Annotated in this window: 23 protein-coding genes; 14 read left to right on the plus strand and 9 right to left on the minus strand. The window is 56.9% G+C overall.

Features of this window, described 5'->3' with window-relative positions:
- Window positions 1-103: 103 nt before the first annotated feature.
- Window positions 104-406, plus strand: a complete 303-nt coding sequence (locus tag BBB56_RS01560) for a helix-turn-helix domain-containing protein (protein WP_123798177.1) — start codon at window positions 104-106, stop codon at window positions 404-406.
- A gap of 70 nt (window positions 407-476) precedes the next feature.
- Here the strand turns inward: BBB56_RS01560 and murA are convergent, their stop codons facing one another.
- The 7 genes from murA to mlaF all read right to left on the minus strand — a co-directional run bounded on the left by murA (window position 477) and on the right by mlaF (window position 5280).
- Window positions 477-1736 carry a UDP-N-acetylglucosamine 1-carboxyvinyltransferase gene (gene murA, locus BBB56_RS01565; RefSeq protein ID WP_123798178.1) on the minus strand — a complete coding sequence of 420 codons (1260 nt, stop codon included), beginning with the start codon at window positions 1734-1736 and terminating at the stop codon, window positions 477-479.
- 66 nt (window positions 1737-1802) lie between these two features.
- Window positions 1803-2060, minus strand: coding sequence for a BolA family iron metabolism protein IbaG (gene ibaG, locus BBB56_RS01570; RefSeq protein WP_123798179.1), 258 nt, complete (start codon window positions 2058-2060; stop codon window positions 1803-1805).
- Between the two features lie 114 nt (window positions 2061-2174).
- Entirely contained in the window at window positions 2175-2480 is a 306-nt protein-coding gene (mlaB, locus tag BBB56_RS01575) for a lipid asymmetry maintenance protein MlaB (protein WP_123798180.1), read from the minus strand.
- A 2-nt stretch (window positions 2481-2482) separates the two neighbouring features.
- Window positions 2483-3115: a phospholipid-binding protein MlaC gene (gene mlaC / locus BBB56_RS01580; RefSeq protein ID WP_123798181.1), complete on the minus strand. Its 633-nt coding sequence runs from the start codon at window positions 3113-3115 to the stop codon at window positions 2483-2485.
- 13 nt (window positions 3116-3128) lie between these two features.
- Entirely contained in the window at window positions 3129-3674 is a 546-nt protein-coding gene (gene mlaD / locus BBB56_RS01585; RefSeq protein ID WP_123798182.1) for an outer membrane lipid asymmetry maintenance protein MlaD, read from the minus strand.
- A 4-nt stretch (window positions 3675-3678) separates the two neighbouring features.
- Complete coding sequence (gene mlaE, locus BBB56_RS01590) at window positions 3679-4461, minus strand: lipid asymmetry maintenance ABC transporter permease subunit MlaE (protein ID WP_123798183.1); 783 nt, start codon at window positions 4459-4461, stop codon at window positions 3679-3681.
- Window positions 4462-4464: 3 nt separating this feature from the next.
- On the minus strand, window positions 4465-5280 hold the full coding sequence (gene mlaF / locus BBB56_RS01595) for a phospholipid ABC transporter ATP-binding protein MlaF (RefSeq protein ID WP_123798184.1): 816 nt from the start codon (window positions 5278-5280) through the stop codon (window positions 4465-4467).
- Window positions 5281-5504: 224 nt separating this feature from the next.
- Between mlaF and BBB56_RS01600 the strand changes: the two genes are divergently transcribed.
- The 11 genes from BBB56_RS01600 (at window position 5505) to npr (ending at window position 13494) form a co-directional block, all read left to right on the plus strand.
- Window positions 5505-6485 carry a calcium/sodium antiporter gene (locus BBB56_RS01600; protein ID WP_123798185.1) on the plus strand — a complete coding sequence of 327 codons (981 nt, stop codon included), beginning with the start codon at window positions 5505-5507 and terminating at the stop codon, window positions 6483-6485.
- 17 nt (window positions 6486-6502) lie between these two features.
- Window positions 6503-7489 carry an arabinose-5-phosphate isomerase KdsD gene (gene kdsD, locus BBB56_RS01605; RefSeq protein ID WP_123798186.1) on the plus strand — a complete coding sequence of 329 codons (987 nt, stop codon included), beginning with the start codon at window positions 6503-6505 and terminating at the stop codon, window positions 7487-7489.
- 13 nt (window positions 7490-7502) lie between these two features.
- Window positions 7503-8069, plus strand: coding sequence for a 3-deoxy-manno-octulosonate-8-phosphatase KdsC (gene kdsC / locus BBB56_RS01610; protein WP_123798187.1), 567 nt, complete (start codon window positions 7503-7505; stop codon window positions 8067-8069).
- Entirely contained in the window at window positions 8066-8644 is a 579-nt protein-coding gene (gene lptC, locus BBB56_RS01615; protein ID WP_123798188.1) for an LPS export ABC transporter periplasmic protein LptC, read from the plus strand. The genes kdsC and lptC overlap by 4 nt, the downstream gene beginning before the upstream one ends.
- Window positions 8613-9161, plus strand: a complete 549-nt coding sequence (gene lptA, locus BBB56_RS01620; protein ID WP_123798189.1) for a lipopolysaccharide ABC transporter substrate-binding protein LptA — start codon at window positions 8613-8615, stop codon at window positions 9159-9161. Before lptC ends, lptA begins: the two co-directional genes overlap by 32 nt.
- Window positions 9162-9166: 5 nt before the next feature.
- The gene (gene lptB, locus BBB56_RS01625) at window positions 9167-9892 is read left to right on the plus strand and encodes an LPS export ABC transporter ATP-binding protein (protein ID WP_123798190.1); all 726 of its coding nucleotides are present in this window, start codon (window positions 9167-9169) and stop codon (window positions 9890-9892) included.
- A gap of 47 nt (window positions 9893-9939) precedes the next feature.
- Window positions 9940-11373 (plus strand): RNA polymerase factor sigma-54, encoded by a 1434-nt coding sequence (gene rpoN, locus BBB56_RS01630; RefSeq protein ID WP_123798191.1) that lies wholly within the window; start codon window positions 9940-9942, stop codon window positions 11371-11373.
- A 21-nt stretch (window positions 11374-11394) separates the two neighbouring features.
- Window positions 11395-11682: a ribosome hibernation promoting factor gene (gene hpf / locus BBB56_RS01635; protein WP_123798192.1), complete on the plus strand. Its 288-nt coding sequence runs from the start codon at window positions 11395-11397 to the stop codon at window positions 11680-11682.
- A 154-nt stretch (window positions 11683-11836) separates the two neighbouring features.
- Window positions 11837-12316: a PTS IIA-like nitrogen regulatory protein PtsN gene (gene ptsN, locus BBB56_RS01640; protein ID WP_123798193.1), complete on the plus strand. Its 480-nt coding sequence runs from the start codon at window positions 11837-11839 to the stop codon at window positions 12314-12316.
- Between the two features lie 54 nt (window positions 12317-12370).
- Window positions 12371-13225, plus strand: coding sequence for an RNase adapter RapZ (rapZ, locus tag BBB56_RS01645; RefSeq protein WP_123798194.1), 855 nt, complete (start codon window positions 12371-12373; stop codon window positions 13223-13225).
- Complete coding sequence (gene npr, locus BBB56_RS01650; protein ID WP_123798195.1) at window positions 13222-13494, plus strand: PTS phosphocarrier protein NPr; 273 nt, start codon at window positions 13222-13224, stop codon at window positions 13492-13494. Before rapZ ends, npr begins: the two co-directional genes overlap by 4 nt.
- Before the next feature lie 2 nt (window positions 13495-13496).
- Here npr and mtgA read toward each other — a convergent pair whose 3' ends face one another.
- Complete coding sequence (gene mtgA, locus BBB56_RS01655; RefSeq protein ID WP_123798196.1) at window positions 13497-14216, minus strand: monofunctional biosynthetic peptidoglycan transglycosylase; 720 nt, start codon at window positions 14214-14216, stop codon at window positions 13497-13499.
- A gap of 884 nt (window positions 14217-15100) precedes the next feature.
- Complete coding sequence (gene arcB / locus BBB56_RS01660; RefSeq protein WP_123798197.1) at window positions 15101-17443, minus strand: aerobic respiration two-component sensor histidine kinase ArcB; 2343 nt, start codon at window positions 17441-17443, stop codon at window positions 15101-15103.
- Between the two features lie 846 nt (window positions 17444-18289).
- Here arcB and gltB point away from each other — a divergent pair.
- Both gltB and BBB56_RS01670 read left to right on the plus strand, forming a co-directional pair.
- A complete protein-coding gene (gltB, locus tag BBB56_RS01665; protein ID WP_123798198.1) occupies window positions 18290-22759 on the plus strand; it encodes a glutamate synthase large subunit in 4470 nt (1489 codons plus the stop codon).
- 54 nt (window positions 22760-22813) lie between these two features.
- Window positions 22814-24232 (plus strand): glutamate synthase small subunit, encoded by a 1419-nt coding sequence (locus BBB56_RS01670; protein WP_123798199.1) that lies wholly within the window; start codon window positions 22814-22816, stop codon window positions 24230-24232.
- Window positions 24233-24272: the final 40 nt, after the last annotated feature.

Here is a 24272-nt window from a genome sequence, read left to right on the forward strand (position 1 = left end):
AAACTATCTGCTATAAAAAAATCCATAAATTTCCAGATAAAGGAAAACTGCCGTACCTGAATAACACAGGAATAGTTAACGCAAGGAACAAGGAGAATGCGATATGCGAAAAAGGATCGAAGACTGGCATCCTGCTGATGTCATTGCCGCGCTGCGCAGACGCGGCACCACACTGGCAGCATTGTCACGACAGGCGGGATTGAGTTCCTCTACCCTGGCTAATGCTCTTTCGCGTCCCTGGCCGAAAGGAGAGTGGCTGATTGCGGAGGCCATTAACGTTCACCCCGCCGAGATCTGGCCAAGCCGCTACTACGATCCGCAAACGCACATGCTGCTGGATCGAAAAAAACGCATTCGATCTTCTGGCGAGCAAAATAAGAAGAAGCAGGATCCCGCCAGCGCCTGAGGATCGTTCAGGCGAAAAAAAACCAGCCGCGCAAAGGTGGCTGGTTTCATTTTATTAGCCGCAGCGCGGGTTACTCGGCGCTCACGCGCTCGATCTGTGCGCCCATCGCTTTCAGTTTATCTTCGATATGCTCATAGCCACGATCGATATGGTAGATACGATCGACCAGCGTCGTGCCTTCAGCAATACAGCCTGCCAGCACCAGACTGGCCGACGCGCGCAGATCGGTCGCCATTACCTGAGCGCCAGAGAGTTTTTCAACCCCGTGGCAGATCGCCGTATTGCTTTCGATCTCCGCGTGCGCGCCCATACGAATCAGCTCAGGGATATGCATAAAGCGGTTTTCAAAAATGGTCTCGGTGATCACTCCGGTGCCTTCCGCTACCAGATTCAGCAGGGTGAACTGCGCCTGCATATCCGTCGGGAAGCCTGGATGCGGCGCGGTGCGCACGTTAACGGCTTTCGGACGCTTGCCGTGCATGTCCAGACTGATCCAGTCGTCGCCGATCTCAATATCGGCTCCCGCGTCACGCAATTTCGCCAGCACCGCGTCAAGCGTGTCCGGCTGAGTATTGCGGCACAGCACTTTACCGCCGGAAATCGCCGCAGCTACGAGGAAGGTGCCGGTTTCGATACGATCCGGCAGCACGCGGTAAACGCCGCCGCCCAGACGTTCAACGCCTTCAATCGTAATCTTGTCCGTGCCTGCGCCGCTGATTTTCGCGCCGAGGGTAATCAGGAAGTTAGCGGTGTCGACGATTTCCGGCTCGCGCGCCGCGTTTTCGATAATCGTCACGCCTGTCGCCAGCGTTGCCGCGCTCATGATGGTCACCGTCGCGCCGACGCTGACTTTATCCATGACGATATGCGCGCCTTTCAGACGACCGTCGACAGAGGCTTTAACGTAGCCCTCTTCCAGTTTGATCTCGGCGCCCAGCTGCTCCAGACCGGTAATATGCAGATCCACCGGACGCGCGCCGATGGCGCAGCCGCCCGGCAGAGAGACCTGTCCCTGACCAAAGCGCGCCACCAGCGGTCCCAGCGCCCAGATAGAGGCGCGCATGGTTTTCACCAGCTCATAGGGCGCACAGAAAATATCCACGCAGCTGGCATCGACGTGTACGGAGCCGTTGCGCTCAACCTTCGCACCCAGCTGGCTCAGCAGCTTCATGGTGGTATCGATATCACGCAGCTTCGGCACGTTCTGAATCTCGACTGGCTCTTCGGCCAGCAACGCAGCAAACAGAATCGGCAGCGCGGCATTTTTCGCACCGGAAATGGTCACTTCACCACTCAGACGGGTGGGGCCTTGTACACGAAATTTGTCCATTAACACGGCTCTCAATTAACTAAAGACAGGTTTAGCTCGCCGGCGGCGAGCGCCCCTGATGGATGCTCAGAAACCGTTAAGTTTACGGTCACGCGCCCACTCAGCAGGGGTATAGGTTTTAATGGAGACAGCATGAATGCGGTTATCGGCGATGTATTCCATCAGCGGCGCGTAAACAGCCTGCTGTTTTTTTACACGGCTCAGTTCGCCAAACATTTCGCCTACGGCAATCACCTGAAAATGGCTGCCGTCGTTGCTCATTACATGCACTTCGTCCAGCGGCAGCGCTTGCATCAGCACGGCCTGAATTTCACTGTTTTCCATCGCTCACGACTTCACTTGAAAATAATAAAGGGTCACATCTTAGAGGAAAGCGACGGACTCTTAAACAGACAAAAGCCCCTGCAAAAAACAGGGGCTTAACGAGGTTGAGAAAGGTCAGGTGTTTTTTTCCGCAGAAACAATAATCTGCTGAAGGTTATACAGGGTAATCAGCGACTGCAATTTATCGCTAATCCCGCTAAAACGCGGTGTGACGCCCTGCGCCCGCGCAATTTCGCGCAGGTGCACCAGTAGAGCCAGCCCGGCTGAATCGACACGCTCCAGCGCGGAAACGTCGATAACCTCTACCTTATCGATCACCGTCTCGCGCTGCTGCCACAGCGCCAGCAGCGTATCGCGATCGAGTTCGCCAAAGAGCGAGAGGGTGCTGGCGTCACGCTGCCAGCGTAATGACTCATGCATCGTTACTGTTTATCCAGCGTAATCGGCTGCGCCGCGTAGGTTTTAAGCTGTGCAGTCAGGCCGTCGATGCCTTTGGTGCGCAGCAGATCGCTCCATTCGTTTTGCTTGGTGGTGATCATGCTGACGCCCTCTGCCACCATGTCATAAGCCTGCCAGTTCCCGGTCTGGCTGTTCTTGCGCCACTGGAAATCCAGGCGTACCGGCGGACGGCCGTTGGGATCGAGAATGGTGACGCGAATCGCGATGATGTTCGCGTCGCCCAGCGGCTGCTCTGGCTGAATCTGATAAGTCTGTCCGTGATAGAGCGCCAGCGCCTGGCCGTAAGCCTGCGCCAGGTAGTCGCCGAAGGCGTTGAAATAGGCTTCGCGCTGCGCCGGCGTCGCCTCACGATAGTAGCGCCCCAGCACCAGCGCGCCCGCATATTTAATCTGCACGTAGGGCAGCAGCTCCTGGCGCACGATATCGCGCAGATAGTTGGGGTTCTGCTTGATTTTCGGCTGCTCGTTTTTAAGACGCGTAAAGGTTTTCGCCGCGGCTTCATTCATCAGTTTGTAAGGATTGCTTTGATCGGCTGCATTTGCCGCGGCCAGCGGCGCAACGACCAGCATGGCGATCATCAGGAAGCGTTTAAACATCGTTTTTTACCTCTCAGGGTTGAGCCGGAGCCGCAGGCGCGCTGTCGCCGCCCTGCGTACCCGTGTTGTCCGTTTCGTTTTTATTGTCACCGCCGCTCTTGTACAGGAACTGACCAATCAGGTCTTCCAGCACCATCGCCGATTTGGTATCGCGCAGCGTATCGCCGTCTTTTAACATCGCCGAGCCAAGCTCAGGATCGTCAAAGCCCAGATTCAACGCTAAATATTGCTCGCCGAGTAGACCCTGCGTGCGGATCGCCAGCGAACTGGTGTCAGAAATTTTACCAGCATATTCATCGCTGATCGCCATAGTGACGCGCGGCAGCAGCGTTTTAGGTTCAAGAGAGATGTCGGTCACCCTGCCAATCACCACCCCGCCAATTTTAACCGGCGAGCTGACTTTCAGGCCGCCGATATTGTCAAAGGTGGCGTAGAGCTGCCACGTTGGCTGAGTGCCAAGCGACTTAAGATCCGCCACACGCAGGCAGAGAAATAGCATGGCTACCAGCGCCAGCAGCATAAATACGCCAACCCAAATTTCGCTTTTTTTGCTTTGCATTACATTATTTCCCAAACATCAGTGCTGTCAGCACAAAATCCAGACCGAGCACCGCCAGCGAGGCGTGCACCACGGTACGCGTCGTTGCGCGGCTGATCCCTTCCGAGGTCGGAATCGCGTCATAACCGTTGAACAGCGCTATCCAGGTGACCGTAACGGCGAAAACGGCGCTTTTGACCAGGCAGTTGATAACATCGGTGCGAAAATCGACCGCATTTTGCATCGCTGACCAGAAGAAGCCTGGGTCAATGCCTTTCCAGCTGACGCCCACCAGCGCGCCGCCGGCTATTCCCACCGCCGTGAAAATCAGCGTCAGCAGCGGCATGCTGATAAAGCCCGCCCAGAAGCGCGGCGACACGACGCGACGCAGCGGATCGACCGCCATCATCTCCATGCTGGAGAGCTGCTCGGTGGCTTTCATCAATCCGATTTCCGCCGTCAGCGCCGATCCGGCGCGTCCGGCGAACAGCAGCGCGGTGACCACCGGTCCCAGCTCGCGCAGCAGCGACAGCGCCACCAGCATGCCAAGACTGGTTTCCGCGCTGTAGGTGGTGAGTACCAGATAGCCCTGTAGCCCCAGCACCATGCCGATAAACAGGCCGGAGACGATAATAATCAGCAGCGACAGAACGCCGACGCTGTACAGCTGCCTGACCAACAGCGGCGCATGTTTGCGAAAGGCGGGCTTCCCTACCAGTGCATGAAACAGCATTAGACCTGCCCGACCAAAGGTTGAGCAGGTATTGATTCCCCGGCGTCCCAGCGACGCCAGCGCCTTGAACAACATTGACTACCCTCTCCCTGAGCCGGTTAAGTCGGCAAGATAGTCTCCGGCGGCAAACCGAAACGGCACAGGCCCGTCCGCAATGCCATCCAGAAACTGACGCACGCGCGGGTCGGGGTTTTCCCGCAGCTGCGGCGTGCTGCCCTGCGCAATAATTTTTTGTCCCGCCACAATATAGGCGCGATCGGCGATGCTCAGCACTTCAGGCACGTCGTGCGACACCACGATGCAGGTCACCCCCAGCGAATGGTTCAACTCATCGATCAGCTTGACCAGCACGCCCATGGTGATGGGGTCCTGCCCCACGAAGGGTTCATCAAACATGATCAAATCCGGCTCCAGCGCGATTGCTCGCGCCAGCGCGGCGCGCCGCGCCATCCCGCCGGACAGCTCGGCCGGTTTAAGCTGCGCCGCGCCGCGCAGCCCCACCGCTTCCAGCTTCATCATGACCGTGCTGTGCAGCAGCGGCGCAGGCAGCTGCGTGTGCTCGCGCAGCGGCCAGGCGACGTTTTCATACACGGTAAGATCGGTAAACAGCGCGCCAGACTGAAAAAGCATGCTCATTTTTTTACGCGCTTCATAGAGTCTGGCGCGCGACAGGCGTGGAATGTTTTCGCCGCGAAACCAGATTTCGCCTCGATCGGGCGGCAGCTGACCGCCAATCAGACGCAGCAGCGTGGTTTTACCGATGCCCGACGGTCCCATAATGGCCGTGACTTTTCCTTTCGGCACCGTCAGCGAGATATCGTCGAAAATTCGCCGATCGCCGCGTGAAAAACTGACGCCACGAACCTCAACCAGGTTCGTTTCCTGTTGGTCCATTATTACCTCTTCTGTGGAGCGGGCGCTATAAAGCCTAGGATGGTAGCCCGTAACGCGCCAATGCACGATAGCTTTGCAAAAATTCGCCTCTTCAGTTTGTCGAAAGCGGCCATAAAATTTACTTTTGCCGCTCGGACGGTCAAAATCAGCGCCTGTTTGTGATGACAAAACCTGAATCTGCCGCACAAGACGTGTTGGCAACGCATTTCATCCAAGGATTTTTCATGTTCGTAGCCTCTGCCCTGCTGATCGTTGGTTTGATTTTACTGGCTTATGGTGCCGATCGTCTGGTGTTCAGCGCCGCGATTCTCTGTCGATCCTTTGGTATTCCGCCGCTGATTATCGGCATGACCGTCGTCAGTATCGGCACATCGCTGCCAGAAATGATCCTCTCTTTTTCAGCGGCGCAGCACGGGCAAATGGATCTCGCGGTGGGCACCGCGCTGGGATCGAACATCGCCAACATCCTGCTGATTCTCGGCGGCGCAGCGCTGCTGCATCCCCTGACCATTCACTCCAATCTGATACGACGCGAACTGCCGCTGATGCTGCTGGTCTCACTTCTTAGCGGCCTGATGTTATTCGATAACTACCTGAGCCGTCTCGACGGCGTGAGCCTGATCGCTATTGCGCTGATCTATTTGCTGGTGGCGATCCGCATCGCACGCCGCGCGGAACGGGATAATAACGACACCCTGACCCGCGAGCAGCTGGCGGAACTGCCGCGCGAAGAGAGCGGCAATACGGTCGCGTTTCTCTGGCTGGCGGTTGCGCTGATTATTTTGCCGATGGCAACGCGCATGGTGATCGACAACGCCACTGCCTTTGCCGCCTATTTCGGCGTCAGCGAACTAGTGATGGGAGCGACGCTGATTGCGGTGGGTACCAGCCTGCCTGAGCTGGCGACGGTGATCGCGGGCGCGCTGAAGGGCGAAGATGACATCGCTATCGGCAATCTGATCGGCGCCAACATTTATAATATCGCCATCGTGCTGGGCCTGCCGGCGCTGATGAATCCCGGTAGCGTGGATGAACATGCCTTCGCGCGAGATTACTGGGTGATGCTGGGCGTCAGCGTGCTGTTCGCCCTGCTCTGCCTGCAACGCAGTCGTCGTATCGGCCGGCTGGCAGGCGCGCTTTTACTCTGTGGCTTTACTGCCTGGGTCGCGCTGTTGTGGATTCAGCCCGATTTTATCAATGGATAACAAAGGACCGATTTGCCATGTCAACTCAGCTTTCAATCGCGAATTTCGACTTTCAGACGGCGGGAAAAGCGGTACTGCGCATCGAGCGTGAGGGTCTGGAGCAGCTGGACCAGTATATTAACGAGGATTTTACCCGCGCCTGCGAGATGATCTATCACTGCCAGGGTAAAGTCGTCGTCATGGGCATGGGCAAATCGGGTCATATCGGCAAGAAAATGGCCGCCACCTTCGCCAGTACCGGCACGCCCGCTTTTTTCGTCCATCCCGGCGAAGCCAGCCACGGCGATCTTGGCATGGTCGGCAGCAGCGACATCGTGCTGGCTATTTCCAACAGCGGTGAATCGAATGAGATTCTGGCGCTGATTCCGGTCCTGAAGCGGCAGCATGTCAAACTGATCTGTATCACCAGTCGCCCTGACAGCGCCATGGGCCGCGTCGCCGATGTGCATCTCTGCGTGAAGGTGCCGCAGGAAGCCTGCCCGCTGGGTCTGGCTCCCACCAGCAGCACCACCGCGACGCTGGTGATGGGCGATGCGCTGGCCGTGGCGCTGCTGGAGGCGCGCGGCTTTACCGCGGAAGACTTCGCCCTGTCGCATCCGGGGGGCGCGCTGGGACGCAAGCTGCTGCTGCACGTCAGCGACATTATGCACAGCGGCGACGAAATCCCCCATGTCACCCGCGATGCCTCGCTGCGCGACGCGCTGCTGGAAATTACGCGCAAAAATTTAGGGCTAACGGTTATCGTCGACGACCTGATGAAGATTGAAGGCATTTTTACCGACGGCGACCTGCGCCGCATCTTTGATATGGGCATCGATTTTCAGCACGCCACCATTTCCGAGGTCATGACGCGCGGCGGCATTCGGGTGCGCCCTAATGTGCTGGCGGTCGATGCGCTGAATCTGATGCAAAACAAAAACATTACTGCGCTGTTAGTGGCCGATGACGATCGTCTGTTGGGTGTGGTACATATGCATGACATGCTGCGCGCCGGCGTAGTCTGAACAGGAAACAACAATGTCGGTAAATACTTCCCTGGTGGAAACCTGCTACGGCCCGGTCAGCGCGGAGGTAATGGCGCGCGCCAGCCAAATCCGTCTGCTGATTTGCGATGTTGACGGCGTGATGTCGGACGGCGTGATCTATATGGGCAATAACGGCGAAGAGTTAAAAGCCTTTAACGTCCGCGACGGTTATGGCATTCGCTGTTTGCTAACCTCTGATATAGAGGTCGCGATTATTACCGGTCGCAATGCGCGCCTGATGGAGGACCGCTGTAAGACGCTGGGGATCCGCCATCTTTATCAGGGGCAGTCTGATAAGCTTTTGGCCTATCGCGAACTTCTGGATACACTGTCGCTTTCCGACGATCAGGTTGCCTATATCGGCGACGATCTGATTGACTGGCCGGTCATGGCCAGAGTGGGGCTGAGCGTGGCCGTGGCAGATGCCCATCCCGTGTTATTGCCGCGCGCGCATTACGTGACCCGCATTGCAGGCGGACGCGGCGCGGTGCGCGAACTCTGCGATCTGATTTTAATGGCGCAGAACAAATTTGAGGATGCCAAAGGGCAATCAGTATGAGTAAAAGCAGGCGTTGGATAACGCTGGTTCTGGCCTTGATCGCGCTGGTGCTGATCGGCTGGAACCTGACCAGCCAGGATGAGGATAGCGCGCCGGTGGCGGCAAATGACCAGGAACCGACCTATACCAGCGCAAATTCGAATACCGTGGTGTATAACCCGACTGGCGCGCTGGCTTACAAACTGGTGTCGGACAAAGTGACCTACTTTGCGGCAGATGAGGTGAGCTGGTTCGACAAACCGGTGATGACCACCTACGACGAAAATAAGGTTCCGACCTGGTCCGTGCGCGCGGATAAAGCCAAACTGACCAAAGATCGTATGCTTTATCTGTATGGTCACGTTGAGGTGAATACCCTGACGCAGGATTCGCAGCTACAGCGCATTAAAACCGATAACGCGCAGGTTAACCTTATCACTCAGGACGTGACGTCCGACGATCAGGTCACGCTGTTTGGTCGCGGGTTTAACTCTACCGGCATGAAGATGCGCGGGAATTTACGGACGAAAAACGCCGAGTTGATTGAAAAGGTCAAAACGTATTATGAAATTCAAAATGCACAACAACAGCCTTAAGTTTTTCCTGGTCGGCGCGCTGCTGGCGGCCAGCCTGCCCGCGCTGGCGGTGACCGGCGATTCCGATAAGCCCGTGAACATTGACTCGGAGAATCAGGCGCTGGATCTGCAAGGCAATGTGGCCACCTTCACCGGCAACGTCATTGTGACCCAGGGCACCATCAAAATTACCGCCGATAAAGTGGTGGTGACGCGTCCCGGCGGCGACAGCAACAAAACCATCGTTGACGCCTGGGGCAATCCGGCCACATTTTATCAGATGCAGGACAACGGCAAGCCCGTGCAGGGCCACGCCGCCAAACTGCACTATGAGCTGGCGAAAGACTTCGTTGAGCTGACCGGCAATGCCTATATTGAGCAGCAGGACAGCAATATCAAAGGCGATCGCATTACCTATCTGGTCAAAGAGCAGAAGATGCAGGCCTATAGCCAGGGCCAGAGCAAGCGCGTCACCACCGTGCTGGTGCCGTCGCAGCTACAGGATAAGAACGCTAACAGCCAGAAAAAGAGTAACTAATCACTATGGCCACACTCATCGCAGAAAACCTGGCGAAGGCCTATAAAGGCCGTCGCGTGGTAGAAGACGTCAGCCTGCAAGTAAAATCAGGCGAGATCGTCGGCCTGCTTGGTCCCAACGGCGCCGGCAAGACTACGACCTTCTACATGGTCGTCGGCATCGTGCCGCGCGATGCGGGACGCATTGTCATCGACGAAGATGACATCAGTATTTTACCGCTGCACGCCCGCGCGCGTCGCGGCATCGGCTATCTGCCGCAGGAAGCGTCGATTTTTCGTCGCCTCAGCGTCTATGACAACCTGATGGCCGTTTTACAGATCCGTGACGATTTAAGTGAAGAGCAGCGTCAGGATCGCGCTAACGAGCTAATGGATGAGTTTCATATCGCCCATCTGCGCGACAGCATGGGTCAGGCGCTGTCAGGCGGCGAGCGCCGCCGCGTAGAGATCGCGCGCGCGCTGGCGGCGAATCCGAAATTTATCCTGCTGGACGAACCCTTCGCTGGCGTTGATCCTATCTCGGTAATCGACATCAAAAAAATCATCGAGCACCTGCGCGACAGCGGTCTCGGCGTGCTGATTACCGACCACAACGTCCGTGAAACCCTGGCGGTATGCGAACGCGCCTATATCGTCAGCCAGGGGCATCTAATCGCCCACGGCACCCCTAACGAAATTCTTGCAGATGAGCAGGTTAAGCGGGTTTATTTGGGCGAAGAGTTCAGACTCTGATAAGGTGTCGTTAATACGATGTTTGCTTAGGAAATCCTGTCCTGAATATGAAGCAAGGTTTGCAACTCAGGTTCAGCCAACAGCTGGCGATGACTCCGCAGTTGCAGCAGGCCATTCGACTGCTGCAACTCTCTACGCTTGAGCTTCAGCAAGAGCTACAGCTGGCGCTGGAGAGTAATCCGCTGCTGGAGCAGGCTGAAGTGCATGAAGAGATCGACAGCCGCGATTATCAGGAAGATGAGGTGCTGGACACGCGCGAGGCGCTTGAACAGAAAGAGATGCCGGACGAGCTGCCGCTCGACGCGACCTGGGACGAGATTTACACCGCAGGCACGCCTTCCGGCACCGGCACCGACTACCAGGACGACGAGCTGCCGGTCTATCAGGGCGAGACCACGCAGTCGCTTCAGGACTACCTGATGTGGCAGGTGGATCTGACGCCGTTTACCGATACCGATCGCGCTATTGCCACCTCGATCGTCGATGCCATTGATGATACCGGGTACCTTACCGTTTCGCTTGACGAGATCCTCGACAGCATGGGCAACAGCGAGCTGGCGCTTGATGAAGTCGAGGCGGTGCTGAAACGCATTCAGCGCTTCGATCCGGTCGGCGTGGGCGCGCGCGATCTGCGCGACTGCCTGCTGGTGCAGCTCTCCCAGTTCGCCCCCGCGACGCCGATGCTGGCCGAAGCGCGCCTGATTGTCAGCGAACATCTGGATCTGCTGGCTAACCACGATTTCCGCAGCCTGATGCGCGTTACCCGCTTCAAAGAAGACGTGCTGAAAGAGGCGATGCTGCTCATTCAGTCGCTGGATCCGCGGCCAGGCCAGTCGGTGCACACCGGCGAGCCGGAATATGTCATTCCGGATGTTCTGGTGCGCAAGGTCGGCAAGCGCTGGACGGTCGAGCTAAACGCCGACAGCGTGCCGCGCCTGAAGATTAATCAGCACTATGCGGCAATGGGCGGCGCGGCGCGCAACGACAGCGATAACCAGTTTATTCGCAGCAACCTGCAGGAAGCCCGCTGGCTGATAAAAAGCCTGGAAAGCCGCAACGATACCCTGCTGAAAGTGACGCGCTGTATCGTCGAGCAGCAGCAGGCTTTCTTCGAGCAGGGCGAAGAGTATATGCGTCCAATGGTGCTGGCGGACATCGCCCAGGCGGTGGATATGCATGAATCCACTATCTCGCGCGTGACCACGCAGAAGTATCTGCATAGCCCGCGCGGCATCTTTGAACTTAAATATTTTTTCTCCAGCCACGTAAACACGGAAGGCGGCGGCGAAGCGTCCTCCACGGCTATTCGCGCGCTGGTGAAAAAATTAATCTCAGCGGAGAATCCCGCTAAACCCTTGAGTGACAGCAAGCTCACCTCCATGTTATCTGAACAGGGCATCATGGTGGCGCGCCGGACTGTCGCCAAATACCGCGAGTCTTTATCTATTCCGCCATCGAACCAGCGTAAACAGCTGGTTTGACAGAAATGAGAAGGATGACCTATGCAGCTGAACCTTACTGGGCAAAATGTTGAAATCACCGAACCACTGCGTGAATTTGTAAACAATAAGTTTGCCAAACTGGAACACTACTTCGATCGTATCAATCAGGTTTATATTGTTCTGAAAGTGGAAAAGGTCACTCAGGTTGCGGAGGCAACCTTGCACGTCAGCGGCGGCGAGCTGCACGCCACGTCGGAAGCGGAAGATATGTATGCGGCGCTTGACGGGCTGGTGGATAAACTGGCTCGTCAGTTGACCAGGCATAAAGACAAACTGAAAAAACACTAACCTTCACGCTTGCAGCGCGCGCCGCGCGCTCAGGGCGGTCTGGATGGGGCGGATTTACCGCCCCGTTTTGCCATCTGTGCAAGCGCCACGGGATACCGCGCGGTCTCTGCGCGCCGTAAGCCTGCGGCTCTGTGAACTCGCAAGTGAAACGATAATGAATAACGATCTGACACTGGAACTGAATACCGTGCTGACGCTGGACTGTACGCGCAGCGGCGTACACTGCCAGAGTAAAAAACGCGCGCTGGAGATTATCAGCGAACTGGCAGCGAAACAGCTTAACCTGCCGCATCAAACGCTGTTTGAAGCGATTCTGACCCGCGAACGCATGGGCAGTACGGGTATCGGCAACGGTATCGCGATCCCGCACGGCAAACTGGAAGAAGACACGCTGCGCGCCGTAGGCGTCTTTATCAGCCTCGATCAGCCGATTGCTTTCGATGCGGTGGATAATCAGCCGGTCGATCTGCTGTTTGCGCTGCTGGTGCCGGCAGACCAGTGTAAAACCCATCTGCATACCCTGTCTCTGGTCGCAAAACGTCTGGCGGACAAAACCGTCTGTCGCCGCCTGCGCGCTGCGCAGAGTGATGAAGAACTCTACGCCATCATTACAGAAGCTCCAGAGGAGCAGTAACGCGCGTTGCGCTTTTACCGGCTTGCGCGCCGGTTTAAAACGGGAGAAAAGGTCATGGTGCTGATGATCGTTAGCGGTCGGTCAGGCTCAGGAAAATCGGTGGCGCTGCGCGCCCTTGAAGACATGGGATTCTACTGCGTCGATAACCTGCCCGTGGTGCTATTGCCAGAGCTGGCCAATTCGCTGGTTGAACGTAATATCTCGGCCGCCGTCAGCATTGACGTGCGCAATATGCCGGAATCGCCAGAAGTTTTTGAAACGGCGCTCAACAATTTGCCGGATGCCTTTTCACCTCAGCTGCTGTTCCTGGACGCCGATCGCAACACGCTGATCCGACGCTACAGCGACACGCGTCGCCTGCATCCGCTCTCCAGCAAAAATCTGTCGCTGGAAAGCGCCATTGATGAAGAAAATGATCTGCTGGAGCCGCTGCGTTCGCGCGCCGATCTGATTATCGATACCTCTGAGATGTCGGTGCACGAGCTGGCGGAAATGCTGCGCACGCGACTGCTGGGCAAGCGCGAGCGCGAACTGACCATGGTGTTTGAATCCTTTGGCTTTAAGCACGGCATTCCCATTGACGCTGACTACGTTTTTGACGTGCGTTTTCTGCCTAATCCGCACTGGGACCCGAAGCTGCGTCCCATGACCGGTCTTGACCGCCCGGTCGCGGCCTTTCTCGATCGCCATACCGAAGTCCATAATTTTATTTACCAGACGCGCAGCTATCTGGAGCTGTGGCTGCCGATGCTGGAAACGAATAATCGCAGCTATCTTACCGTCGCGATCGGCTGTACCGGCGGCAAACACCGTTCGGTTTATATCGCCGAGCAGCTGGCGGACTACTTCCGTTCGCGCGGCAAAAATGTGCAGTCACGCCATCGCACGCTGGAAAAACGCAAATCATGACCGTCAAACAAACCGTTGAAATCAAAAATAAGCTGGGCATGCACGCGCGACCGGCAATGAAGCTGTTTGAGCTGGTGCAGAGCTTTGACGCCGAGGTGCTGCTGCGCAATGAATCAGGCACCGAGGCAGAAGCCAGCAGCGTGATTGCTCTGTTGATGCTCGACTCGGCCAAAGGCGGCCATATCGAGATTGAAGCCAGCGGCCCGGAAGAGACTCAGGCGCTGGCGGCCGTGATTGAACTCTTCGAGGCTGGCTTCGACGAAGACTAGTCTTATTTGAGGTGATTACGCGCCAGAAAACCCTCTCCGCCCAGCTGGCGCATCTGGCGCATAATCCACTGCTGACGCTGGCGAACATAACCAGAAGGCGCGTCAGCGCGAAAACGGATGGGATTAGGCAACACGGCGGCCAGCAGCGCCGCTTCCGCCATCGTCAGGCGGCTGGCCGGTTTATGAAAATAGCGTTGTGACGCCGCCTCCACGCCAAAGACGCCGGGTCCCATCTCCGCGATATTAAGGTAGACCGTCAGAATACGACGCTTGGTCCAGACGGTTTCAATGCCGACCGTTAATCCCGCCTCCAGACCTTTTCTGACCCAGCTGCGCCCGTCCCAGAGAAACAGGTTCTTTGCCGTCTGCTGTGACAGCGTCGAGGCGCCGCGCATGCGCTCGCCTTCGCTTCCCAGCGCTGACTCAATGGCGTCAACGTCGAAGCCCCAGTGCTGAGGAAACTTTTGATCTTCCGAGGCGATAACCGCCAGCCCCATCCAGGGGGCGATATCATCCTGTCCAACCCAGTCGGAGTGCGCCACATAGTGAAAATCGCCGCGCAGCCAGGCCCCGATTTGCCGTTCCGCCATTACTGCGGAAAACGGCACGGGCAAAAATGCGAACAGTACGATGCCGGCGACCCAGAAACCCGTAATAATCAACAGGACGCTGGCTGCGACTCGCTTAAGACGCTGGCTGAGGCTCCCTTTATTCTTACTCATGCAATGTTCTCTTACCTGTTCCCTGCATTAATCAATTACTGACGTGATGAAAGGCTTATCTTCGTCAAAATGGCTGAAGAAGCGCGAAAACCTGTGCGCATTTTAAGCGCCACGTTATGATTTCATTAGCGATATTTTAAAACAGATCGAATGACATCAAGCACTTCCGTGAAAAAGGAATCGGTTCCATTCCTGTTTTATGGCTTTCTCATTGCGCCAGTCACACTTAATGATTTGTGATAAGCGCCCCGTTAAATCATTCGCATTATTAAACCTTCACCCCCGCGGCTATGTACCACTTTTCATGATTTAGCGCCGCTGGTGGTCCAGCCTGCGATTTGCGCGCGCCGATTCTCCCCGGACTGGCGCTGCAAAAGCGCGCAATTTAACCCTATAGTTTCTGTAAGTTTAGCTGGCACGGGACAAATCTGGAACTTTAAGAAGCCGCTTTCCAAAACGTTTTGGATAAAGCGGCCTGAAAACGACATTACGCTTTATATTTCATGGTATTAGCTAAAATAAACGCGCCATTTGCCCTTTGGGTCGCTTTTCTTGTCATGTTGACCTGGCTCTCACTGCTGAAGAAAACAAAAACCGCGCAAAAAAGAGTACAATTGGTCAAAATGAGCGCAATGCAACGCAGAAATTAATTCCTTACTTGACTGTGTTGCCAAATTAATGTTTTCTGTATTTAAACGCTGCTCAACATCACACATTTTAATGAATCTTCACCCAGTCGTTAATGAATTTGCTAAGGTGATGTCAGGCGTTAACCAATACCACGCTGCTGCACTTTTTATTCTTATCAGTATAGCAACAGCGACTTTTTCCCTGGTGTTGGCGCAGTATTCGCGCACCCCGGTCTCGACTGGGGTCATTTTTTTTTAAGCCCCCTGATTTTCTTTTTCCGCCACCCAGTCGCGCAGCACCTGTACATCGTGACGCCATTCGCGCTTTAACTCCTCAATCCATTCGCCAACATTGTCCCACCATGCCGGCAGTTCCGGGCTTTGGATCTGTTTCGCGACGTGCTGTAAATGCTGTAATCCTACCGATCCCGCCGCGCCTTTGATTTTATGCCCCTCTTCAGCGATCCCCTTCTGGTCGCGGGCCATCAGATTGGAGTCAAGCACCTCAAGGTAGCCCGGCATCATCTGTTCAAACATCGTCAGACTTTGCGTAATCAGTCCCGGCCCGACCAGCTCGATATACTGCTCCAGCATCGGCACATCGAGCAGCGTGCGCGTTTTGCCGTCGCTGCCGGCGTGAGTCGCCGGGTCTTCGTCGCCCTGGTGATCCCAGAACTTCTTGATCATGGCGGTCAGCGCCGGCACTGACAGCGGCTTACTCAATACGTCATCCATACCGGCATCCAGATACTCTTTTTTATCTTTCAGCACGTTCGCGGTCAGCGCGACCAGCGGCGGCAGCGTCGTGTCAGGATAGCGCTGGTGTATAGCGCGTGAGACATCCAGGCCGGTCATATCGGGCAGCTGAATATCCAGCAGGGCAAGGTCAAACTCCAGCGGGTCGAACATATCCAGCGCCGCCTGGCCAGTCATGGCGACCTCGACGCTACAGCCCAGTTTTTCCAGTACCGAGCGCGCGACCACCACATTCAGTTCGATATCTTCCACCAGCAGGACGTGCAGGGCGGGCAGCGGCATGTTGTCATCCATATCGTCATCCTCAACCTCTTCGGCCACGCGCGGCGCGTTAATTAACACGGTGAAACAGGAGCCCTGCCCCGGCGCGCTGCGAACGCTAATGTCGCCTCCCATCGCCTGCGCCAGACGCCGCGAGACCGCCAGCCCGATGCCGGTGCCGGTGGCGGGTTTGCCGCCGTGCTGATCTTTCACCTGATAGTACATAGCAAAGATCTTGTCCTGCTCTTCCTGCGGAATGCCCTGCCCTGAATCTTCGACTTCAAAGCGCAGCATCTCATTCTGCTCATAGGCGACGCGCACCACAATTTCACCCTGCTGGGTAAACTTCACCGCATTGCCAATCAGATTCCACAGGATCTGGCGCAGGCGCGTGCCGTCGGCGCAGATTTTGTGAGGAAGCGGTAAGGCCGGCGCCATCACGAACTTCAGCCCTTTCGGCTGCGCCAGCAGCCCGGAGAGGTTCTCCAGGTCGGCGAGGAAACCAGTAAAGTCGAGCGGCTGGTTGTCCAGCTGCACTTTCCGGCGCTCGATCTTATCCACCTCAATAACGTCGTTAAAGATATTGCCGAGGGTGATAGCAGAGACGTGGATGGTCTTGAGGTACTTGAGCTGCTCCTGATTAAGATCGGTATCCAGCAGAATGCGGCTCAGGCCGACAATGCCGTTAAGCGGCGTACGCAGCTCGTGGCTGATAGTAGAGATAAAGGTGGTCTTTTCCCGGCTGGCGTTTTCCAGCGCGTCCTGATAGCGCTTACGCTCGGTAATATCGCGTCCAAAACCCATCAGTCCGCTGCGTTTGCCGACGCGGTCATAGTAAGGCACCTTGCGGATCTCAAAGCAGGCCTTACGGCCGTCCGGATACTGTAGCCACTGTTCATAGGTCAGAGAGACGTTGTGGCGGAAAACTTTCTCGTCGGTCTCCAGTACCTTACTGGCGGCGTCCTCGTCATAAATATCGCGCGGCGTCAGGCCGATAAGCTGCTTTTCGCTTTTGCCGGTCAGCAGCTCCATGGCGCGGTTACAGCCGGAGAACTGCTTATCAATGTTGCGGTAGAACACCAGGTCTGGCGACGCATCGAGGAAAGAGCGCAGAAACGAGGATTGCTGCTCAAGTTCAATTTGCGCCTGCTCGCGGCGAGCCATCTCTTCGCGCAGCTTATCCATGACCTGCTCGCGCGCCTGCTCTGCCTTTATACGATCGCTGATTTCCTGATTAAGCTGCGTGATGGTCTCTTTCATCTGCTGGTTCAGCTCTAAGTCACGGGTGCGCATCTCCTCCAGCTTATCCACCAGCCGCGACAGGCGCTGACGCGACTCCTCCAGCTGATCGACCACGACAGAGAGGAAATAGACTGCCCAGGGCGTGATCAGCAGGCCGAAAAACACCGAGCGCACCACGTCGATGCTCTCAACATGACCGCGCAGCACCATGGTCACCGCCATCTGCACGACCATCGCCAGTACGACCAGCGCCGACGCCAGCAGCAGCGAAAAGCGCACCAGCCCAAGCTTCACCATCAAATCAACATAATACTGCGCCAGCAGACGAATCTGTTTCATACGAACTCCCTGGAAAATATCTGGCTCATCATAGCGTAATTAAACACCCGATGGCGCTGCGAGATACAGGAAAGCGCCCGTTCTGCCCTGTTATGGTGCAACTGACGTCACGTTCGCCGACGTTGACCGCCTGACGGCTAAAGAACTTGACTAAATTCTCCAACTGAATAATCTGGAGGGCCGCCTGTTTGCTGGCGGTCAGGTGATAAGCCCTTCATTTTCTTTGCCGGCAGCAGTCTGCTGCTCTGGCGCAGCCGTCTTTTATTGCATATCCATTCGATTTAACTGCATGAATCATCATATCCAACATGATTAATTTTGCTTATGATGCGGGTTTATTTTATTCAAATATGACGTTATAAGAAAAACAGATACATGACGTGCGGGGAATCTGCTATGCAGCATATCCTGCTGTCAAACCCCTGTAAGCCAGCATGCTAAAGGGATTTCAGCGCTAACCTACAGTGAGTCAGTTCACATTTCCGCCGGGTCGGGCAACTGGACGATTGACAGTAATTTCCCGGTTTATTTGATAAATATCATCAAGTTATCTCTGCATCGTCGTCAGAAATGACGACCAGGAACCCCATTTGACCTTATTCCGCTTTCCCGATAAGTTGGAAATCCGCTGGAAGCTTTCTGGACGAGTGCTCAACTCGTCATATTTATGCAGTAACAGAGATTCCCCCTGTAACAAGACCTCGACGCTTGTGACAACGACGCCAACGGCCAGACAGATGGGGCGACACCGGAGTGCGGCGCACGATGCGCGCCTCTGTCGTCTGCCCTTCCTGCGCCTGCGGTTCGACCAACGGGAATCCACAGAGCCTGGGGAGGTTCACTGAAATGTTGTATGACAAATCCCTTGAAAAGGATAACTGTGGTTTCGGCCTGATCGCCCATATAGAAGGCGAACCTAGCCACAAGGTAGTGCGTACCGCGATCCACGCGCTGGCCCGTATGCAACACCGTGGCGCGATCCTTGCTGACGGCAAGACCGGCGACGGCTGTGGTCTGTTATTACAAAAACCTGACCGCTTTTTCCGCGTGGTGGCCGAAGAGAAAGGCTGGCGTCTGGCGAAGAACTACGCCGTCGGCATGCTGTTCCTCAGTCATGATGAGGAAGAGGCGCAGGCGAGCCGCCGCATCGTGGAAGAAGAAGTGGTCCGTGAAACCCTCTCCGTGGTGGGCTGGCGCGACGTGCCCGTTAATCAGGACGTGTTGGGAGAGATTGCGCTCTCCTCTATGCCGCGCATCCAGCAGCTGTTTATCAACGCCCCGGCAGGCTGGCGTCCGCGCGATATGGAGCGTCGCCTGTATATGGCGCGCCGCCGCGCGGAAAAACGCATTGAGCAGACCGACGATAAAGCGTTCTACATCTGTAGCTTCTCGAACCAGGTCAATATCTATAAAGGCCTGTGTATGCCGGCCGACCTGCCGCGCTTCTATCTCGATCTGGCGGATCTGCGTCTGGAATCGGCCATTTGCCTGTTCCATCAGCGCTTCTCCACCAACACCGTGCCGCGCTGGCCGCTGGCGCAGCCGTTCCGCTATATGGCGCACAACGGCGAGATCAATACCATTGCCGGTAACCGTCAATGGGCGCGCGCGCGCGCCTATAAATTTAATACGCCGCTGATCCCCGACCTGCAAAACGCCGGGCCGTTTGTCAACGAAACCGGCTCTGACTCCAGCTCAATGGACAACATGCTGGAGCTGTTTCTGAACGGCGGTATGGATCTGGTGCGCGCGATGCGTTTGCTGGTTCCCCCAGCCTGGCAAAACAACCCGGATATGGACCCGGAGCTGCGCGCCTTCTTCGACTTTAACTCTATGCATATGGAGCCGTGGGACGGCCCGGCAGGCATCGTCATGTCCGACGGCCGCTATGCCGCCTGTAACCTGGACCGTAACGGTCTGCGTCCCGCGCGCTACGTGATTACCAAAGACAAGCTTATCACCTGCGCTTCCGAGGTCGGCATCTGGGATTACCAGCCGGACGAGGTCGTGGAAAAAGGCCGTGTCGGCCCTGGCGAACTGATGGTGATCGACACCCGTATCGGACGCATTCTGCATTCGGCAGAAACCGACAACGATCTCAAGAGCCGCCACCCCTATAAAGAGTGGATGGAGAAGAACGTTAAGCGACTGGTGCCGTTTGAAGATCTGCCCGACGATCAGGTCGGCAGCCGCGAGCTGAACGACGTGGAGCTGGCGACCTGGCAGAAGCAGTTTGCCTACAGCAGCGAAGAGCTGGATACCATTATCCGCGTGCTGGGCGAGAACGGACAGGAAGCCGTCGGCTCGATGGGCGACGATACGCCGTTCGCCGTGCTCTCCAGCCGCCCGCGCATTATCTATGACTATTTCCGCCAGCAGTTCGCGCAGGTCACTAACCCGCCGATCGATCCGCTGCGTGAAAACCACGTGATGTCGCTGGCGACCAGTATTGGCCGTGAGATGAACGTCTTCTGCGAAGCGGAAGGCCAGGCGCATCGCGTCAGCTTTAAATCGCCGATTCTGCTGTGGTCCGATTTTAAACAGCTGACCACCCTGGAAGGCGAATACTATCGCGCCGACACGCTCGACTGCACCTTCGATCCGGCCACGCAAACGCTGGAGCAGGCGGTGCATGCGCTGTGCGACGAGGCGGAGCGGATGGTGCGCAACGGCACCGTGCTGCTGGTGCTTTCCGATCGCGCCATCAGCGAAACCCGCCTGCCGGTTCCGGCGCCGATGATCGTCGGCGCGGTACAGACGCGACTGGTTGAGAAGAGCCTGCGCTGCGACGCCAACATCATTGTTGAAACCGCCAGCGCGCGCGATCCGCACCACTTTGCGGTGCTGCTCGGCTTTGGCGCGACGGCGATCTATCCGTATCTGGCCTATGAATCGCTGGCGAAGATGGTCGACAGCAACGTCATTGAGAAAGATTACCGCGCGGTGATGCTGAACTACCGTAACGGCATCAACAAGGGGCTGTACAAGATCATGTCCAAGATGGGCATCTCTACCATCGCCTCTTATCGCTGTTCGAAACTGTTTGAAGCGGTCGGTCTGCACGCTGACGTATCGGGCCTCTGCTTCCAGGGCGTGGTCAGCCGCATCAGCGGCGCAAACTTCGCCGACTTCCAGCAGGATCTGGTCAACCTGGCGAAACGCGCCTGGCTACAGCGTAAACCACTGGATCAGGGCGGCCTGCTCAAATACGTGCACGGCGGCGAGTATCACGCCTACAACCCGGACGTGGTGGGCACGCTGCAACGCGCCGTTGAAAGCGGCGAGTACAGTGATTATCAGGCCTACGCGAAGCTGGTGAACGAGCGTCCGGTCGCCACGCTGCGCGATCTGCTGGCGTTACAGCCGGGCACCGAAACCATCTCTATTGACGATGTCGAACCGGCCAGCGAGCTGTTTAAGCGTTTTGATACCGCTGCGATGTCTATTGGCGCGCTCAGCCCAGAGGCGCATGAGGCGCTGGCCGAAGCGATGAACTCGCTTGGCGGCTACTCTAACTCCGGCGAAGGCGGCGAAGATCCGGCGCGCTACGGCACCAACAAAGTGTCGCGTATCAAGCAGGTCGCTTCCGGCCGCTTCGGCGTGACGCCAGCCTATCTGGCGAACGCGGACGTTATTCAGATTAAAGTGGCTCAGGGCGCTAAGCCGGGCGAAGGCGGTCAGCTGCCAGGGGATAAAGTAACGCCTTACATTGCGAAGCTGCGCTACTCCGTACCGGGCGTGACGCTGATCTCCCCGCCGCCGCATCACGATATTTATTCGATTGAAGATCTGGCGCAGCTGATTTTCGACCTGAAACAGGTCAATCCCAAAGCGATGATTTCCGTGAAGCTGGTTTCCGAGCCAGGCGTCGGCACCATCGCGACCGGCGTGGCGAAAGCCTATGCCGATCTGATCACCATCGCTGGCTACGACGGCGGCACCGGCGCCAGCCCGTTAAGCTCGGTGAAGTATGCTGGCTGTCCGTGGGAGCTTGGCCTGGTGGAAACCCAGCAGGCGCTGGTCTCCAACGGTCTGCGCCACAAGATCCGTTTACAGGTAGACGGCGGATTAAAAACCGGTCGCGACATCATTAAAGCGGCTATTCTGGGCGCGGAAAGTTTTGGCTTCGGCACCGGTCCGATGGTGGCGCTGGGCTGTAAATACCTGCGTATTTGCCACCTCAACAACTGTGCGACCGGCGTGGCGACTCAGGATGACAAGCTGCGTAAGAATCACTACCACGGCCTGCCGTTCAAAGTGACCAACTACTTTGAATTTATCGCGCGTGAAACCCGCGAGATTATGGCCAGCCTGGGGGTAAAACGCCTGACTGACCTGATCGGCCGCACCGATTTGCTGAAAGAGCTGGATGGCTTCACGGCTAAGCAGCAGAACCTGGATCTGTCGTCGCTGCTGAAAACCGCCGCGCCGATGCCGGGCAAAGCGCTGCACTGCACCGAGAGCTGCAACCCGCCTTTCGATAAAGGCGAGCTGAACAAGACGCTGCACGATCAGGCGATGCCGTTTGTCACCGCTAAACAGAGCAAGACGTTCTACTTCGACATTCGCAACACCGATCGCTCGGTGGGCGCGACCCTGTCGGGCGCTATCGCCGCTATCCACGGCGATCAGGGGCTGGCGGCGGATCCCATCCGCGCGCACTTCTCCGGCACGGCGGGACAGAGCTTCGGCGTCTGGAACGCAGGCGGCGTTGAGCTGACGCTGACCGGCGACGCCAACGACTACGTCGGTAAAGGCATGGCTGGCGGTATGCTGGCGATTCGTCCGCCGGTGGGCTCGGCGTTCCGCAGCCACGAAGCGACCATCGCGGGCAATACCTGCCTTTATGGCGCGACGGGCGGCAAGCTGTTCGCCGCAGGCCGTGCAGGCGAGCGTTTCGCGGTGCGTAACTCCGGCGCCATCACCGTGGTGGAAGGCATTGGCGATAACGGATGCGAGTATATGACCGGCGGCATCGTCTGCGTGTTAGGCCGCACCGGCGTTAACTTCGGCGCAGGCATGACGGGCGGCTTCGCCTACGTGCTGGATGAAGACGGCGAGTTCCGTAAGCGCGTCAACCCGGAGCTGGTTGAAGTGCTGAGCGTTGATGAGCTGGCGATCCACGAAGAGCATCTGCGCGGCCTGATTACCGAGCATGTGCAGCATACCGGCTCCAGCCGCGGCGAAGAGATCCTCGCGAACTGGCCGCACTGGTCGTCGCGCTTCGCCCTGGTTAAACCAAAGTCCAGCGACGTTAAAGCCTTGCTGGGTCACCGCAGTCGTTCCGCAGCCGAGCTGCGTGTGCAGGCACAGTAATAGTTTGTCCCGTCTGGCGTCGTGCGCCGGGCGGGATAGCCGTAAGAGGTTACGATGAGTCAAAACGTATATCAATTTATCGACTTACAGCGCGTTGACCCGCCAAAGAAACCGCTGAAAATCCGTAAAATTGAGTTTGTAGAAATTTATGAGCCATTTTCAGAGAGCCAGGCGAAGGCGCAGGCCGATCGCTGCCTCTCCTGCGGTAACCCTTACTGCGAGTGGAAGTGTCCGGTTCACAACTACATCCCTAACTGGCTGAAGCTGGCGAACGAAGGCCGTATTATGGAAGCGGCGGATCTGTCCCATCAGACCAACAGCCTGCCGGAAGTGTGCGGACGCGTCTGTCCTCAGGATCGCCTGTGCGAAGGTTCCTGTACGCTGAACGATGAGTTTGGCGCGGTGACCATCGGCAACATCGAGCGCTATATCAATGATAAAGCGATGGAGATGGGCTGGAAGCCGGATATGTCGCACGTTAAGCCGACCGGCAAGCGCGTAGCGATTATCGGCGCGGGTCCGGCGGGTCTCGCCTGTGCGGACGTGCTGACGCGCAACGGCGTGAAAGCGGTTGTCTACGATCGCCATCCCGAAATCGGCGGCCTGCTGACCTTCGGTATTCCGTCGTTCAAGCTGGAAAAAGAGGTCATGATCAAGCGTCGTCACCTCTTCACCGAGATGGGCATTGAGTTTCAGCTCAATACCGAGGTCGGCCGCGACGTGCAGATGAGTGATCTGGTAAACGCCTATGACGCCGTATTCCTGGGCGTTGGCACCTATCAGTCAATGCGCGGCGGTCTGGAGAATGAAGATGCGCCAGGCGTCTATGACGCGCTGCCGTTCCTGATTGCCAACACCAAACATACTATGGGCTTTGCGCAGCAGGACGATCAGCCCTATATCAACATGGAAGGCAAACGCGTCGTGGTGCTGGGCGGCGGCGATACGGCGATGGACTGCGTGCGTACCTCTATCCGCCAGGGCGCGACGCACGTGACCTGCGCCTACCGTCGTGATGAAGCCAACATGCCGGGTTCAAAACGCGAGGTGAAAAACGCGCGTGAAGAGGGCGTAGAGTTTCAGTTCAACGTGCAGCCGCTGGGCGTAGAAATCAACGCCAGTGGTCGCGTCAGCGGCGTAAAGGTCGCGCGTACCGAAATGGGCCAGCCGGATGCGGCAGGTCGCCGTCGCGCCGAAATCGTGCCGGGTTCCGAGCATGTGCTGCCGGCGGACGCGGTGGTGATGGCGTTTGGTTTCCGTCCCCACAAAATGGAGTGGCTGGCCGACTTCAGCGTGGAGCTGGATAGCCAGGGGCGCATTATCGCACCGGAACAGGCTGAGAGCGCCTTCCAGACCAGCAACCCGAAAATCTTCGCCGGCGGCGATGCGGTGCGCGGGTCCGATCTGGTGGTCACGGCGATTGCCGAAGGCCGTAAAGCCGCAGAAGGCATTATGGACTACCTGGAAGTGTAATCTTCAGACAGCAACAAAAAAGCCGGCTAATGCAGCCGGC

It is taken from the genome of Candidatus Pantoea deserta, from assembly GCF_003813865.1.
GTDB lineage: Bacteria > Pseudomonadota > Gammaproteobacteria > Enterobacterales > Enterobacteriaceae > Pantoea > Pantoea deserta.